The sequence below is a fragment of the Amycolatopsis sp. cmx-11-12 genome, from assembly GCF_046269425.1.
Classification (GTDB): Bacteria; Actinomycetota; Actinomycetes; order Mycobacteriales; family Pseudonocardiaceae; genus Amycolatopsis.
This window is the reverse complement of record NZ_JADNQM010000008.1, coordinates 164,590-178,626: the sequence shown is the minus strand read 5'-3', so window position 1 is coordinate 178,626 and position 14,037 is coordinate 164,590. Positions and strand designations below refer to the sequence as shown.

At 68.5% G+C, this 14,037-nt stretch carries 14 protein-coding genes and 1 tRNA gene; 8 read left to right on the top strand and 7 right to left on the bottom strand.

Features of this window, described 5'->3' with window-relative positions:
- Positions 1 to 8: 8 nt before the first annotated feature.
- Complete coding sequence (miaA, locus tag ACLARN_RS13775) at positions 9 to 911, bottom strand: tRNA (adenosine(37)-N6)-dimethylallyltransferase MiaA (protein ID WP_409491757.1); 903 nt, start codon at positions 909 to 911, stop codon at positions 9 to 11.
- Positions 908 to 1,597, bottom strand: a complete 690-nt coding sequence (locus tag ACLARN_RS13770; protein ID WP_409491756.1) for a class III extradiol dioxygenase subunit B-like domain-containing protein — start codon at positions 1,595 to 1,597, stop codon at positions 908 to 910. Before ACLARN_RS13770 ends, miaA begins: the two co-directional genes overlap by 4 nt.
- A gap of 235 nt (positions 1,598 to 1,832) precedes the next feature.
- Here ACLARN_RS13770 and ACLARN_RS13765 point away from each other — a divergent pair, with 235 nt between their 5' ends.
- On the top strand, positions 1,833 to 3,146 hold the full coding sequence (locus ACLARN_RS13765; RefSeq protein WP_409491755.1) for a DUF349 domain-containing protein: 1,314 nt from the start codon (positions 1,833 to 1,835) through the stop codon (positions 3,144 to 3,146).
- 355 nt (positions 3,147 to 3,501) lie between these two features.
- Positions 3,502 to 3,960 (top strand): hypothetical protein, encoded by a 459-nt coding sequence (locus tag ACLARN_RS13760; RefSeq protein ID WP_409491754.1) that lies wholly within the window; start codon positions 3,502 to 3,504, stop codon positions 3,958 to 3,960.
- 409 nt (positions 3,961 to 4,369) lie between these two features.
- On the opposite strand, the gene ACLARN_RS13755 is transcribed toward ACLARN_RS13760, so the two are convergent.
- Both ACLARN_RS13755 and miaB read right to left on the bottom strand, forming a co-directional pair.
- On the bottom strand, positions 4,370 to 4,831 hold the full coding sequence (locus ACLARN_RS13755) for a hypothetical protein (RefSeq protein ID WP_409491753.1): 462 nt from the start codon (positions 4,829 to 4,831) through the stop codon (positions 4,370 to 4,372).
- Entirely contained in the window at positions 4,828 to 6,342 is a 1,515-nt protein-coding gene (miaB, locus tag ACLARN_RS13750; RefSeq protein ID WP_409491892.1) for a tRNA (N6-isopentenyl adenosine(37)-C2)-methylthiotransferase MiaB, read from the bottom strand. Before miaB ends, ACLARN_RS13755 begins: the two co-directional genes overlap by 4 nt.
- Positions 6,343 to 6,358: 16 nt before the next feature.
- Between miaB and ACLARN_RS13745 the strand changes: the two genes are divergently transcribed.
- Positions 6,359 to 7,270, top strand: a complete 912-nt coding sequence (locus ACLARN_RS13745; protein WP_409491752.1) for a TAXI family TRAP transporter solute-binding subunit — start codon at positions 6,359 to 6,361, stop codon at positions 7,268 to 7,270.
- Here the strand turns inward: ACLARN_RS13745 and ACLARN_RS13740 are convergent.
- Entirely contained in the window at positions 7,260 to 8,669 is a 1,410-nt protein-coding gene (locus tag ACLARN_RS13740; RefSeq protein WP_409491751.1) for an ATP-binding protein, read from the bottom strand. The two genes, ACLARN_RS13745 and ACLARN_RS13740, sit on opposite strands and share 11 nt — an antisense overlap.
- A 4-nt stretch (positions 8,670 to 8,673) precedes the next feature.
- Entirely contained in the window at positions 8,674 to 9,363 is a 690-nt protein-coding gene (locus ACLARN_RS13735) for a response regulator transcription factor (RefSeq protein WP_409491891.1), read from the bottom strand.
- Positions 9,364 to 9,746: 383 nt separating this feature from the next.
- Here ACLARN_RS13735 and ACLARN_RS13730 point away from each other — a divergent pair, with 383 nt between their 5' ends.
- The 5 genes from ACLARN_RS13730 to ACLARN_RS13710 all read left to right on the top strand — a co-directional run bounded on the left by ACLARN_RS13730 (position 9,747) and on the right by ACLARN_RS13710 (position 13,639).
- A complete protein-coding gene (locus ACLARN_RS13730; RefSeq protein ID WP_409491890.1) occupies positions 9,747 to 10,475 on the top strand; it encodes an amino acid ABC transporter ATP-binding protein in 729 nt (242 codons plus the stop codon).
- A gap of 56 nt (positions 10,476 to 10,531) precedes the next feature.
- The gene (locus ACLARN_RS13725; RefSeq protein WP_409491750.1) at positions 10,532 to 11,389 is read left to right on the top strand and encodes a glutamate ABC transporter substrate-binding protein; all 858 of its coding nucleotides are present in this window, start codon (positions 10,532 to 10,534) and stop codon (positions 11,387 to 11,389) included.
- Between the two features lie 84 nt (positions 11,390 to 11,473).
- On the top strand, positions 11,474 to 12,169 hold the full coding sequence (locus tag ACLARN_RS13720; protein WP_409491749.1) for an amino acid ABC transporter permease: 696 nt from the start codon (positions 11,474 to 11,476) through the stop codon (positions 12,167 to 12,169).
- Complete coding sequence (locus ACLARN_RS13715; protein ID WP_409491748.1) at positions 12,166 to 13,071, top strand: amino acid ABC transporter permease; 906 nt, start codon at positions 12,166 to 12,168, stop codon at positions 13,069 to 13,071. The genes ACLARN_RS13720 and ACLARN_RS13715 overlap by 4 nt, the downstream gene beginning before the upstream one ends.
- A 124-nt stretch (positions 13,072 to 13,195) precedes the next feature.
- Entirely contained in the window at positions 13,196 to 13,639 is a 444-nt protein-coding gene (locus ACLARN_RS13710) for a class I SAM-dependent methyltransferase (protein ID WP_409491747.1), read from the top strand.
- Between the two features lie 203 nt (positions 13,640 to 13,842).
- On the opposite strand, the gene ACLARN_RS13705 is transcribed toward ACLARN_RS13710, so the two are convergent.
- A tRNA-Arg gene (locus ACLARN_RS13705) sits at positions 13,843 to 13,914 on the bottom strand.
- Positions 13,915 to 14,037: the final 123 nt, after the last annotated feature.

Sequence of the window (14,037 nt, the reverse complement as noted above, 5' to 3'; positions counted from 1 at the left end):
CGCTCAGGTTACTGGGCCGTCGCCTCGAGGACGCGTTCGGCCAGCCGCTCCGAACCGCCGTCGAACCACTCGATGCGCTTGTCCCGCCGGAACCAGGAACGTTGCCTCCGCACGAACCTCCGGGTTGCCTGCGCGGTGGCCTCGGCGGCGGTCTTGAAGTCCTCGTCGCCGTCGAGCGCGGCGATCACCTGTTGGTAGCCCAGCGCCCGTGATGCCGTGAGCCCGTCGCGAAGCCCTTGGCCCAGCAGCGTCCGGACTTCGCCGACGAGTCCGGCTTCGAACATGATCTCCACGCGGCGGTCGACGCGGGCGTCGAGTTCGGCCGGTTCGCGGTCGATGCCGATCAGGACCGTGTCGTAGCGCGCGGGTCCCGGTTTCGGCAGGTTCGCCGAGAACGGTTCGCCGGTGATCTCGATGACCTCCAGCGCGCGCACGATGCGGCGGGTGTTGGTCGGCAGGATGGCCGTGGCGGCGACCGGGTCCAGTCCGGTGAGCCGGTCGTGCATCGCGGCGACGCCGATCTCGTCGGCCTCGGCGGTCAGCCGGGCGCGAATGGCGGGGTCGGTGCCCGGGAACTTGAGATCGTCGAGCACGGCCTGGATGTAGAGCCCCGACCCTCCGGTGAGGATCGGCACGCGGCCGGCGTCGAGGAGGTCTTCGACGCGTTCGCGCGCGTCGCGCTGATACGCGGCGACGGAGGCCGTCTCGGTGACGTCGAGGACGTCCAGCAGGTGATGCGGCACGCCTCGCCGCTCCTCGGCGGTCGCCTTGGCCGTCCCGATGTCCATCCCGCGGTACAGCTGCAACGCGTCGGCGTTGACCACCTCACCCCCGAGGGTGAGGGCGAGGTCGACCGCCAGCGCGGTCTTCCCGGTCGCCGTAGGCCCGACGACCGCGACCGGCCGGATCACGCGTGCTCCCAGACGGCGACGTGGTAGCCGACACCGAACGGCGCGGCCGAATAGAGGACGTCGGCGGTCCATTCGCCGTCCGCCGCCAGCCCGGCGAGCACCTGCCAAGGCGCGCGGCCGCCGGCCCCGAGTTCGGCCGCGAAGTCCGGATCGAGTCCGGCCAGCCACCCGGCGTCGGCCCTGGCCAGCGCGTCACGGACTCGCTCGTCGAGGAACTCGGCTCGTTCGTCCTCACCGCCGGGGGAACGCGGGCCGTGCCGGCTCGAACCGTCACCGAGAACGAGCACCGCGACGGGCTCCCCCAATTCACGTCCGAACAGTTCGCACTGGTCAGGCGGGGTGCCGGGGTCGACGAGACGGACGCGAGCGGACGTCGCGCCGCCCTGCTCACGCAACCAACCGGCCACGAGCGCGGGCAACGGCAGCTCCGTTTCGGGCCCTGTCACCCGGCCGAGTGAGACACCGAGGTCGACGCCGAAACCGCGGAAAGAGCCGCTCGCGTGTTCCGGGACCTCCGGTGCGCCCGCCGCCGCGCCGATCACGAGCCAGTCTTCAGAAGCGCTGGTCAGGCGGCGCACGGCTTCGAGGCAGGCTTCGCGCAGCTCGGCGCACTCGTCCGCCGCTCCGGCGGCCAGTTCGGGGATGAGCAGCGGGGGTTGCGGGAGCACGGCGACACGGCGGATCACGGCCGCCGACGTTACCTTCCCTCGCCCGAACGACCGGCAACCCACCGACACAAAGGGTCCACCGGAAGTAGGATCACTGCTCTCTGGTGCTTCATCTGGTTCCACGGTGGACGCTGAGCTGCTTGAATGCCGCAAGGGGTTGATACCCCCGAAGCACGACGGCAACGCATTACCCGGCCCCGCCGCTTGGCGGGGCGCCCGCGCCAGCGGGCGTACAGGCGATAAGGAGCCTGCGATGGCCCAGGAGAACACGTCCACCGGTACCCCGGCTCCGCACCCGGTGCCGCACGCGCTCGGTGGCGGGCACCCCGCACCCCCCGTGCCGCCCGCCGAGCCCAGCCCGTCCGCTTGGGGCAGGGTCGACGACGAAGGAACGGTCTACGTCAACACGCCCGACGGCGAACGCGCGGTCGGTGTCTGGCAGGCCGGGAGCCCGGACGAGGGTCTGCTCCACTACGCGCGCCGGTTCGACGACCTGCGCACCGAGGTCGAGCTGCTGGAGACGCGGCTGGAGTCCGGTGCCGGTGATCCGAAGCACGCGCTGGCGACGGCCACGCAGCTGCGTGACGGTCTCGCCGAAGCCGCCGTCGTCGGCGACATCGCCGCGCTGGGCGGGCGCATCGAACAGGTCATCGCCCACGCCGAAAAGGCACTGGCCGCGGCCAAACAGGAACGGGAAGAGGCCCGCGCGGCCGCCGTCGTCCGCAAGCAGGCCCTCGCCGACGAGGCCGAGAAGCTCGCCGCCGAGTCGACGCAGTGGAAGGCCGCGGGCGACCGGCTGCGCGCGATCCTGGACGAGTGGAAGACCGTCAAGGGTGTCGACCGCAAGACCGACGACGAGCTGTGGAAGCGGTTCTCCAAGGCCCGCGAGGCGTTCAACCGGCGGCGTGGCTCGCATTTCGCCGAGCTGGACAAGCAGCGCGCGGGTGCCAAGAACCGCAAGGAAGAACTGATCGCCGAGGCCGAGGCGCTCTCGGAGTCCGAGGACTGGGGCGACACGGCGGGCCGCTACAAGGACTTGATGACCGAGTGGAAGGCCGCCGGTCGCGCGCCCAAGGACAGCGACGAAGCGCTCTGGCAGCGTTTCCGTGCCGCGCAGGACAAGTTCTTCGCGCGCCGGTCCTCGGTGTTCTCCGAGCGGGACGCCGAGTTCGCGACCAACGCGCAGCAGAAGGAAGAACTGCTCGTCGAGGCCGAGAAGATCGACCCGGCCTCGAACCTCGACGCGGCGAAGAACCACCTGCGCAAGATCCAGGAGCAGTGGGACGAGATCGGCAAGGTCCCGCGCGAGCGCATCCGCGAACTGGACGGCCGTCTGAAGGCCGTGCAGGACTCGATCAAGTCGGCCGAGGACAGCAAGTGGCGGCGGTCCGACCCGGAGGCGCAGGCCAGGGCGGCGCAGTTCCGCGAGCGGGTCGAGCAGTTCGAGTCGCAGGCGGCGAAGGCCCGTGCGGCGGGCGACGAGCGGCGCGCGAAGAAGGCGGACGAGCAGGCCGCGCAGTGGCGTGAGTGGCTCGAAGCGGCTGAGGCGGCCATCGCGGACCGGTGACCCGGGCCCTGAAGTACATGAGGGAATGACAGTGCTGCGATGAAGGACGCTTTCATAGCGAAATTTGCTATGAAAGCGTCCTTCATCGCAGTCGGGAGTGGATGTCGGCGGTGGGCGGCGGGCTGTGGCGGGACGGGCCCTCAGCACAGATACCCGCGTGCTATGAACGGTGAGGGTCGGGCTAGCTCCGCGAGAAGGCGGTTCGGCGACATTCAACGTCCCGAATCCTCCCCACTCGTCCGCCAACCCCGGAGAACGTTCCGAGCGGCCGCGGTTAATTCCACTGTGGAGGGACGCATCGCTCGTTAGTGCGTATTCGGGCGCTCTCCGCGCTCAGCCGTGCTCAACTTCGATCATGAACCAGACACTGATTCCCCCAGTACGCCGGGCGCTCGCCGCCCTGGCGATCAGTTGCGCTCTGGTGGCAGGGCTCGCGCCTGCCGCGTCGGCGATCGGTTCTCCGGCACCGGTCCCGGCCTCTCCCGAAATCAGCAAGAAGAAGGTCAAACTCGATGCCTCGCTCAGCAAGAAGCAGGCCGAGGTCAACGAAAAGGTCACCCTCAAAGGGAAACTTCAGGTCGAGGGCGGCTCCCGGTCCGACGGCACGGACGGCCTCGAAGCGATCATCGTGCAGCAGCTTCAGGGAAGTGTCTGGGTGAACATCGCCGACACCACCTGCCGGCCGAACTCGACGTTCTCCCTGAGGCTCAGCTTCTCCTTCAGCGCGGTGATCACGCTACGGGCGTACCACCCCGAGACGACGCTTTACGCGAGCGCCTACACGTCCAGCAACCTGACGCTGCGCGTCGGCTGAAGGTCCTTACCACTCACGACCCACCCGGCCAGGCCGCCGAGGTTCTCTTCTCTGGGAGTCCGTGAAGGCCTCCTTTCCTACTCTCAAGGTCAGGGTCCCGGCAAAGTCGAGATCTTGCAGGTCAGGCGACTATTCGCCACCTGCGTGAGGCTGACGGTGAAGGAATTGGGACGTTCAACGTCCCAATTCCTTCACCGTCAGCGGGCACAACGGTTGCGGAGCCCCTGAGCGGGGAAGAATCCGGACGTTCAACGTCCGGAATCCTCCCCGCTCGACCCTTTCAGGCACCAGCGATGCCAAACCCGGATCACCAAGAGCAGCACTGACCAGCAGCTCTGCGACTTTGCCGGGACCCTGACTCTCAAGGTAGGGAAGGAGACCTTCACGGACCGTGGTCTCGACCCAGCGCCTAGCTACGCGAGAAGGCGGCACGCATCCAATAGATGGCCAGCGCGACGGTGGCGAACCAGGCGAGGATCATCCCGAAGCCAGGGCCGCCACCGGCCGCGCCGGTCGCGTGCGAGGACTGCTGGGACCAGATCGCGAGCATCCCGTCGACCGAGGCGAACCAGCCGCCGGCGGCGCAGACCCAGGCCAGCCACCAGCGCCGGGTCACCAGCGCGACGGCGGAGGCGAACACCCCGATGCCGGTGGAGGTCGCGGCGAACAGCTGCGGGATCCCGCCGCCGCGGCCGAGCAGGACGTCCCAGCCAGCGTGCTCGCCGACCCAAGGCAGCAGTTGCGCGATCAGCAGCACGAACGCCAGCACGGCGATGGAGAACCCGCGCCTGCCCAGTTCGATCGTCTTGGCCGCGCGCTCGCCGACCTCGTCGATCTCGGCGGCGAGTTCGTCGATCTTCGGTTCGGTCATAGCGCACATCCGCTCACCGGTTCCGGCGCGACGGCCGGGGCACCGAAGCCCGGCAGGCCCAGCGTCACGCCGTTGGTCTTCGGCCGGATCCCGGCCTCGGAGTTGTCGCCCGCCTTCGTCCGGCGGTGCGACAGCAGGTCACCGTCGGCGACGAGGTGGTGCGGGGCGCCATAGGTCACCACGGTCTCGACGACGTCGCCGGGCCGCACCGAGCGGTCCACCAGCGGTCCCGTCGGCGCGAAGTGGACGAGCCTGCCGTCACGGGCACGGCCGCTCATCCGGTGCGTTTCGGAGTCCTTGCGCCCTTCGCCGGAGGCGACCAGCAGCTCGACCCGGCGGCCGACGATCTTCTTGTTCTCGTCCCAGGAGATGTCGTTCTGCAGTTTCACGAGCCGTTCGTAGCGCTCCTGCACGACCTCCTTCGGCAGCTGCCCGTCCATCTCGGCGGCCGGTGTGCCGGGCCGGATCGAGTACTGGAAGGTGAACGCGCTGGAGAACCGCGCCTGCGCGACCACGTCGAGCGTGGCCTGGAAGTCTTCCTCGGTCTCGCCGGGAAAGCCGACGATGATGTCGGTGGTGATCGCGGCGTCGGGCATCGACTCGCGCACGCGGTCGAGGATCTTGAGGTAGCGCGCCGAGCGGTAGGACCGCTTCATCTCGCGCAGCACCCGGTCCGAGCCGGACTGCAGCGGCATGTGCAGCTGGTGGCACACGTTCGGCGTCTCGGCCATCGCGTCGATGACGTCCTCGGTGAACGCCGCCGGATGCGGCGAGGTGAACCGGACGCGCTCCAGCCCGTCCACCGAACCGCAGGCGCGCAGGAGCTTCCCGAACGCGAGACGGTCGCCGAATTCGACGCCGTAGGAGTTCACGTTCTGCCCGAGCAGGGTCACTTCGAGCACGCCTTCGGCGACGAGCGCCTCGACCTCGGCCAGGACCTCGCCGGGACGGCGGTCGCGTTCCTTGCCGCGCAGCGCCGGGACGATGCAGAACGTGCAGGTGTTGTTGCAGCCCACCGAAATCGACACCCAGCCCGCGTACGCCGACTCGCGGCGCGCGGGGAGCGTCGAAGGGAAGGTCTCGAGTGCTTCGAGGATTTCGACCTCGGCCTCGGCGTTGTGCCGCGCGCGTTCCAGCAGCGTCGGCAACGCGCCGATGTTGTGCGTGCCGAACACGACGTCGACCCACGGCGCGCGTTTGACGATCTCGCCGCGGTCCTTCTGCGCGAGGCAGCCGCCGACGGCGATCTGCATGCCCGGTTTCGCGGTCTTCTGCGGCCGGATATGCCCCAAGGTGCCGTACAGCTTGTTGTCCGCGTTCTCCCGCACCGCGCAGGTGTTGAACACGATCAGGTCGGGTGTGGCCTCGCCGTCACCCGGTACGTAGCCGGCGTCCTCGAGCTGCCCGGCAAGACGTTCGGAGTCATGCACGTTCATCTGGCAGCCGAAGGTGCGGATCTGGTAAGTGCGCGCGCTCATCTCGCCTTCGAGGGTACGCGGACGGGGTTCCATGGCACGATCGACCCTCATGAGGAGACCGGCGGTACTGGCGACGGTGGTCGCCGTGGTCTGCGCCCTGGTCACCGGGTGCGGGCCCGATCTGTCCGCGACGCACGTGCGCATCGCGGCGGGGCTCGACGGCGGTGTCTACGACAAGCTCGCCGAGGCGCTGGCCGACGCGTGGGCCGCGCAGCTGGGCACCGAACGGCCCGAGGTCCAGGAGACCGAGGGGTCGCCGGACAACATCGGCCGGGTGCGCTCGGGCCGGGCCGACGTCGCGTTCGTCGCGGCGGACGTCGCCACGGAGAAAACGGCAGGGCTGGCCGCGCTGGCCCGCGTGCACGACGACTACCTGCACGTCATCGTCCGGGCCGACTCGTCGATCGAGTCGTTCGCCCAGTTGCGGGGGCGCAAGGTCGCGATCGGCTCGCCGGACTCCGGCGTCGAGTTCCTGTCGAGGCGGTTGCTGGAGGCGTCGGGCCTGACCGGCGCGATCGACCAGCGCAACCTCGGGCTCACCGAGGCGCTGCCCGCGCTGGAGAACCGGCAGATCGACGCCGTCATCTGGTCCGGCGGCGTGCCGACGCCGTCGATCACGGAGCGGGTGCGGACAGTCGGGCTGCGGCTGCTCGACATCACCGACCTCGCGGACGCCCTGCGGGCCACCAGCCCGGTGTACCGCACGGCGACCATCCCCGTGACGGCCTACAACCTGGCGGAGCCGGTGACCACGCTGGTGTTGCCGAACTTCCTGGTGGTGCCCGCCTCGATGTCGGACGACGTCGCCGAAGCGCTGGTCCGCGGGTTGTTCGACGCGCGGGACGAGCTGGGCAAGGTGGCCGGGGCCGCGCTGTCGATCGACGTCCACCCCGCCATCGAGACCTCTCCCCTGCCGCTGCATCCCGGCGCGTTGCGCTACTTCCGAGCGCTCAAGAACTGACGACCGGCAGGGTCACGGTCACTTCGAGGCCGCCGCCCTCAGGTGAGCCGAGCCGCAGCGAACCGTCAGAGCGGACCATGATCTCGGTGACGATCGCCAGGCCGAGGCCGGATCCCGGCACGTTCTGATGCGCGGTGCTGCGCCAGAACCGGTCCGCCGCGCGCTCCAGTTCGTCGTCGCGCAGGCCGGGCCCGTGGTCACGGACGGCGATCTCCACCTGCCCGTCCGCGACGGCGACGGTGACCCGCACCTCGGTGCCCGGCTCGGTGAACTTGAGCGCGTTGTCCAGCAGCGCGTCGAGCACCACTTCGAGCCCGCGCGCGGGCGTGAGCACCCGCAAACCGCCGCCCAGCCCGGAAGCGACCAGCGAGACGTCGCGCGTCGCGCCGACCACGGTCCAGTCGGCGACCCGGGCGCCCACCACCTCGTCGATGCCGACCGGCACCAGTTCGCCCCCCGATGCTTCGGCACGGGCCAGCGAAAGGAGTTCGTCGAGGATCTGGTTGAGCCGTCGCGCGTCCACGACGGCGGCTTCGAGGTCCGCCGCGGCCAGGTCGTCGTCGACGTGCCCGTCGAGGTTGCCGAGCCGGATCTTCAACGCGGTCAACGGGTTCCGCAGCTGGTGGGAGGCGTCGGCGACGAACGCGCGCTGCGCCGACAGCGCCTCGTCGACGCTGGCGGCCATCCGGTCGAAGGACCGTTCGAGCTGACGCAGTTCCGGCGGACCGCCCGACTCCCCCACCCGCTCGACCTCACGTCCGCTGACCACGGAGGCGACCAGGGCGCCGGTCGCGTCGTCGAGACGGCGGACCGGGCGCAGGATCCAGCGCACCACCGGCACCGCCACCACCAGCGCGAGCCCGAACGCCAGCACCGCGCCCGCCGCGATCAGCAGCCACCACCACAACAGTGCGGTGCGGGCCTTCTCGGTCGAGGACAGCGTGATCACCGCGCCCCGCACCTCGCCGTCGATCAGAATCGGCTCGGCCAGCACCAGCGGCTCGGTGTTCCACGGCATCAGCAGCGGGCCGGGCTCCGAACGCCGTCCCGCCAGCGCCTGCTGGAGATGCGAGGTGATGACGGCGTCCTTGAGGTCGATCCGGGCGGCTTGGCCCGGCCCGCCGAGCGCGCTGACCACGGCCCCACCGTCCTGGTCGGCGATCACCACCGGGACCTCGTAGACCTCGGTGTAGCGGCGGAGTTCGTCCTCGATCAGGTCCGGCCGGTTCTCCACCAGCGGACGCTGGGCCAGCGACGCGAACCGGGAGGTGTCGGTGAGGCGGTCGAGGAAGAGGTCGAGCTGCACACTGGCCGCCACGCTGAGCGCGAGCGGGATGCCGAGGCCGAAGACGAGCGCCGCGACCAGCGTCAGCACGATCGCCTGTAGCCGGACGCGCACCGGTTCAGCCCTCTTCGGCCGGGCCGTAGGCGCCGCCGAGGCGATACCCGACGCCGCGGACGGTCTCGATCAGCGCGGGCCTGCCCAGTTTGGTCCGCAGGGTGGCGACGTGGACGTCGAGCGAACGGCTCTCCGCCGGGCCGCGGTGCCCCCAGACCTCGCTCAGCACGTGGTCGCGGGCGCAGACCGCGCCGCGGGCGGTGACCACCAGCGCGAGTACCTGGAACTCCTTGCGGGACAACGAAACCGGCTGTCCGTCGACCTGCACCTCATGCCGCCCGATATCGACCGACACATCACCCGCCCGAATGACGCCCGCCGGTTCGGGCGCGGCCGGGCGTTCACCGCGGCGGCGGCGCACGGCCTCGACGCGGGCGACGAGTTCGTCGACGTCGTAGGGCTTCACCAGATAGTCGTCGGCGCCGGATCGCAGGCCCTGGATCCGGTCGTCGACCTCTCCCCGCGCCGAAACGACGATCACCGCGACGTCGCTGACCGCGCGGATCCGGCGGCACAGCACCATCCCGTCGATGTCGGGCAGTCCGAGGTCGAGCAGCACGACGTCGACCTCGTGCACCAGGTCGAGCACCCCGGCGCCGGAGGCCAGGCGTTTGATCGTCAGGCCACGCCGGGTCAGCGCGGGCGTCAAGGCGCCCGCGACCCGGTCGTCGTCCTCCACCAGCAGTACCCGCACCCGTGTTTTCCCTTTCACGCCGTCCCCGCACCGCGACGACTGAAGAACGACTCTATGGGGTGAGTCACCTCTCGCGCTGCCCGTACCGCTCGGCCATCCGGCCTAGTGAGCGTCCTGTCTGGTCACGATGCGTCACAGATGTCGTGTGACCCCGGTTACGGGGCACCCCTGTCTTGTCTAGGCTGATCAGCGCCGGACGGGCGTGGACCGGGCCGTCCGGCGGCTTGAGAACGATACGGACTTGAAACCCTAAGTATTGGTCAAGCCGCCTTTACAAGCGGTCCGACGGGAGTAGGTTTCCGCCATCGCGTGGTGCCTGACCCCGCAGTCCCCTGCAAACGAACGCTCCTGGAGGCCAGATGACCGCGGAGGTGGCGGCGCCGATGATCAAGGCGGCCGCCGTGAACAAGTACTTCGGCGACCTGCACGTGCTCAAGGAGATCAACCTCGAGGTGCCGCGTGGGCAGGTCGTGGTCGTGCTCGGGCCGTCCGGATCTGGCAAGTCGACGCTGTGCCGGGCGATCAACCGGCTGGAGCCCATCAACTCCGGTGAGATCGCGGTGGACGGCGTTCCGCTGCCCGCCGAAGGAAAGGCGCTGGCCGCGCTGCGCGCCGACGTCGGCATGGTGTTCCAGTCGTTCAACCTGTTCGCGCACAAGACGATCGTGGAGAACGTCATGCTCGCGCCGATGAAGGTCCGCAAGGTCAACTCGGGCGAGGCCCGCAAGACCGCGATGGAACTGCTCGAGCGCGTCGGCATCGCCAACCAGGCGGACAAGTACCCGGCGCAGCTGTCCGGTGGGCAGCAGCAGCGGGTGGCGATCGCCCGCGCGCTCGCCATGCGCCCCAAGGTGATGCTGTTCGACGAGCCGACCTCGGCACTGGACCCGGAGATGGTCCAGGAGGTCCTCGACGTGATGACCACGCTCGCGAAGGACGGGATGACGATGCTCGTCGTCACCCACGAGATGGGCTTCGCGCGACGTGCGGCGAACCGGGTGGTGTTCATGTCCGACGGCGAGATCGTCGAGGACTCCACGCCGGACGAGTTCTTCACCAAGCCGAAGACGGACCGCGCCAAGGACTTCCTCGGCAAGATCCTGACCCACTAAGGACTTCCCCGCCGGCCGGTAAGGCTGGAACAAGATTCGGAAGGAAACTGAGAAGAATGCGGTTGAACCGAGTTCTGCGAATGAGCGCGGCCGTCGTGGCGGCCGGTCTCGCCCTCTCCGCCTGTGGTGGCGGCGGGTCGGACGCCGGCAGTGGCTCCAGCGGCGCCAAGAACCTGGTGGCGAAGGCCAAGAACGACAAGAAGCTGACCGTCGGCATCAAGTTCGACCAGCCCGGCCTCGGCCAGAAGCAGGCCGACGGCACCTACGCCGGTTTCGACGTCGACGTGGCGAAGTACATCGCCAAGGAGCTCGGCGTCGAAGAGTCGGCGATCACCTGGAAGGAAGCGCAGTCCGCGCAGCGCGAGGACCTGATCAAGAAGGGTGAGGTCGACTTCATCGTCGCCACCTACTCGATCACCGACAAGCGCAAGAACGAGGTCGCCTTCGCGGGCCCGTACTTCATCGCCCACCAGGACCTGCTGGTCCAGGCGGACAACACCGACATCACCGGCCCGGAGTCGCTGACCGGCAACAAGAAGCTCTGCTCGGTCAAGGGTTCCACCCCGGCGCAGAACGTCAAGGAAAAGTACGCCAAGGAAGTTCAGCTGCAGGAAGTCGGCAAGTACACCGACTGCGTCACCGCGCTGCTCAACAAGACCGTCGACGCGATGACCACCGATGACGTGATCCTCGGCGGTTACGCCGCGCAGCAGCCCGGCAAGCTGAAGCTGGTCGGCAAGGGCTTCACAGACGAGAAGTACGGCGTCGGCCTGAAGAAGGATGACGCCGAGAGCGTCACCGCGATCAACAACGCCATCAAGAAGATGCAGCAGGACGGCGCGTGGAAGGCCGCTCTGGAGAAGAATGTCGGCCCGTCGGGCTACAAGATCCCCGAGCCCCCGGCCATCTCCTGACACCCGGCTCACTGAGCCGCTGAATCAAAGGAATCGAACGGTGCGCCGTGTACCGCGGCGCACCGTTCCCATACCGAGGCTGGGTTGAGCACCTTGTTCGATTTCCTCGACAATCCCAATTACGACTTGCTCGGCGCCTTCTGGATGACGATCAAGCTCACGTTCTTCTCCGCCATCGGCTCCCTGATCTGGGGGACGATCCTGGTGGGGATGCGGGTGAGCCCCGTTCCGATCATGAGGGCGTTCGGCACCGCCTACGTCAACATCTTCCGGAACACCCCGCTGACGGTGATCATCGTCTTCACGTCGCTGGGCTTGTCCTCCACTCTGGGGCTCAACCTGGCTTCGAAGGATTCGGCGACGTCGCTGGACGACAACTTCTTCCGGCTCGCGATCCTCGGCTTCATCGCCTACACGGCGACGTTCGTCTGTGAGTCGCTGAGGTCCGGTATCAACACCGTCCCGGTCGGGCAGGCCGAAGCCGCTCGCGCACTGGGCCTCGGCTTCATCCAGGTGCTGACGCTGATCGTGCTGCCGCAGGCGTTCCGGTCGGTGATCGCGCCGCTGACCAACGTCATGATCGCCCTGCTGAAGAACACCACGGTCGCCTCGATCATCGGTGTGGCCGAGGCATCGCTGCTGATGTCGGAGATGGTGGAGAACGAGTCCGACTCGCTGCTCCTGGTCTTCTTCCTCTTCGCCGCCGGGTTCGTCGTCCTGGTCCTCCCCCTCGGCCTCCTGCTGGGCTGGGTCGCCAAGAAGGTCGAGGTCAAGCGATGAGCACACAGACCGTTCTCTACGACATCCCCGGCCCCAAGGCGCGGGCGCGAAACTGGCTCTACAGCGTTCTTTTCGTGCTCGTCCTGGCGCTGGTCGTCTACTACGTCTACGTGGGCTTCGACGAGAAGGGCCAGTGGGCCGCCGCGCTCTGGAAGCCCTTCATCGACGGTTCGACGTGGACCCAGTTCCTGCTTCCCGGTCTGCTCAACACGCTGAAGGCGGCGGCGCTGTCGATCGTGATCGCGTTGCCGATCGGGGCGCTGCTGGGCATCGGCCGGATGTCGGAGCACAAGTGGATCCGGGTCCCGGTCGCCGCCATCGTCGAGTTCTTCCGGGCCATCCCGGTCCTGCTGCTGATGGTCTTCGCCGCGGCGTTCTTCGCGTTCTACACCGACATCGACTCGGAGATCCGCCCGCTGTTCGCGGCGGTTACCGGGCTGGTGCTCTACAACGGTTCGGTCATGGCCGAGGTGTTCCGCGCGGGCATCCTGTCGCTGCCTAAGGGCCAAGGCGAGGCCGCGTCCGCGCTGGGTCTGCGCAAGACCCAGATCATGATGACCGTCCTGCTGCCGCAGGCGGTCACCCTGATGCTGCCCGCGCTGGTCAGCCAGCTGGTGGTCATTCTCAAGGACACCGCGCTGGCCGGTCAGCTGACCATCGGTTTCGACGAGCTGATCCGCGCTTCCGGACCGCTCAACGGTCTCTACGGCAACACGATCCCGACGCTGATCGTCGTCGCGATCATCTTCATCGTGCTGAACCTGCTCCTGAGCTGGTTCGCGTCGTGGCTGGAGAACAAGCTGGCGCGGCGGAAGAAGGCGCCTCGCGGCGCCAAGCCGGTTCACTCGGCGCCGTCGAGCGTGGTCATGCAGCGCGACGACGCGAGCGGTGGCGCGCTCTAAGCTCCGTCAAGTACATGAAGGCCCCCTTCCTTGCGCTAGACGCAAGGAAGGGGGCCTTCATGTACTTCGGGATACGCCTCTTGGTCCTGTCGGGACGGTGACCTCGTCGGCTAGCGTCGGCGCTATGGCGGACCAGGCCACGACGCTGCTCGAAGCGCTGCCGGACCTGGCGGGCAGGTCGGTCCTGGTCGTCGGATGCGGCGATGGCCGCTATCCCAGGCTGTTCCGCGGCAAGGGTGCGCGCCGCGTTGTCGGGGTCGACGCGGACCAGGTTTTGATCGCGGCCGCGCAGCGCGAAGAGGAACGCGATCCGATCGGGATCTCCTACGAGGTCCATCAGGTCGCCCGTCTGCCGGTGATGGGCACCTTCGACATCGTCATCGCGTTCGTGGACTCCCCCGAGCCGCTCGGCCGGATCGCCGCGAGTCTCGTGCCAGGAGGACTGCTCGTGGTCGTCGCCACGAACGGCCTCACGATGGAAGAGGGCTTGCGGGACAACGGCTTCCAGGACCTCGTGCTGCATCGCCACGAACGCGGCGACGTGCACAGCGCCCGCAAGGCGTCCTGAGTCGCGCACCCTGGTGTCGAGCCAGGCTGGCCGGGGCTATGAATCCCGGCCGGTCACCGGACCGTGCGCGTTCTGGCGGTGCGGGGCACACGGACCCCACACCGCCGCACCGGACGACGGAACAGGTTTCCCCGCCGTGCCGGGGGTTTGGCCTGGAACGCGGGCCGGCGCACACTGCGCACCGGACCGCTTCGTTCCAGAAGTACCCCTGCCAGGAATCGAACCTGGACCCCGGCGTTCGTAGCGCCGTACTCTTTCCGTTGAGCTACAAGGGTTCATCATGAAAGAGCCGCCCAATTCGGTTTCCCGAAGGGCGGCTCCGTATATGCGACGTCGTGCTACGACGTCGGCGGGGAGCCGTGTTTCTCTTCCATACCAAGGAGAGGGCGAGCCATGCG

What these genes read in the sequence shown, in the direction of transcription:
- ACLARN_RS13725 (WP_409491750.1), top strand. Translation starts at nt 10,532, where the DNA reads ATGCGGTTGAACCGAGTTCTGCGAATGAGCGCGGCCGTCGTGGCGGCC.
- ACLARN_RS13730 (WP_409491890.1), top strand. Translation starts at nt 9,747, where the DNA reads ATGATCAAGGCGGCCGCCGTGAACAAGTACTTCGGCGACCTGCACGTG.
- ACLARN_RS13710 (WP_409491747.1), top strand. Translation starts at nt 13,196, where the DNA reads ATGGCGGACCAGGCCACGACGCTGCTCGAAGCGCTGCCGGACCTGGCG.
- ACLARN_RS13760 (WP_409491754.1), top strand. Translation starts at nt 3,502, where the DNA reads ATGAACCAGACACTGATTCCCCCAGTACGCCGGGCGCTCGCCGCCCTG.
- ACLARN_RS13745 (WP_409491752.1), top strand. Translation starts at nt 6,359, where the DNA reads ATGAGGAGACCGGCGGTACTGGCGACGGTGGTCGCCGTGGTCTGCGCC.
- miaB (WP_409491892.1), bottom strand. Translation starts at nt 6,342, where the DNA reads ATGGAACCCCGTCCGCGTACCCTCGAAGGCGAGATGAGCGCGCGCACT.
- ACLARN_RS13765 (WP_409491755.1), top strand. Translation starts at nt 1,833, where the DNA reads ATGGCCCAGGAGAACACGTCCACCGGTACCCCGGCTCCGCACCCGGTG.
- ACLARN_RS13755 (WP_409491753.1), bottom strand. Translation starts at nt 4,831, where the DNA reads ATGACCGAACCGAAGATCGACGAACTCGCCGCCGAGATCGACGAGGTC.
- ACLARN_RS13715 (WP_409491748.1), top strand. Translation starts at nt 12,166, where the DNA reads ATGAGCACACAGACCGTTCTCTACGACATCCCCGGCCCCAAGGCGCGG.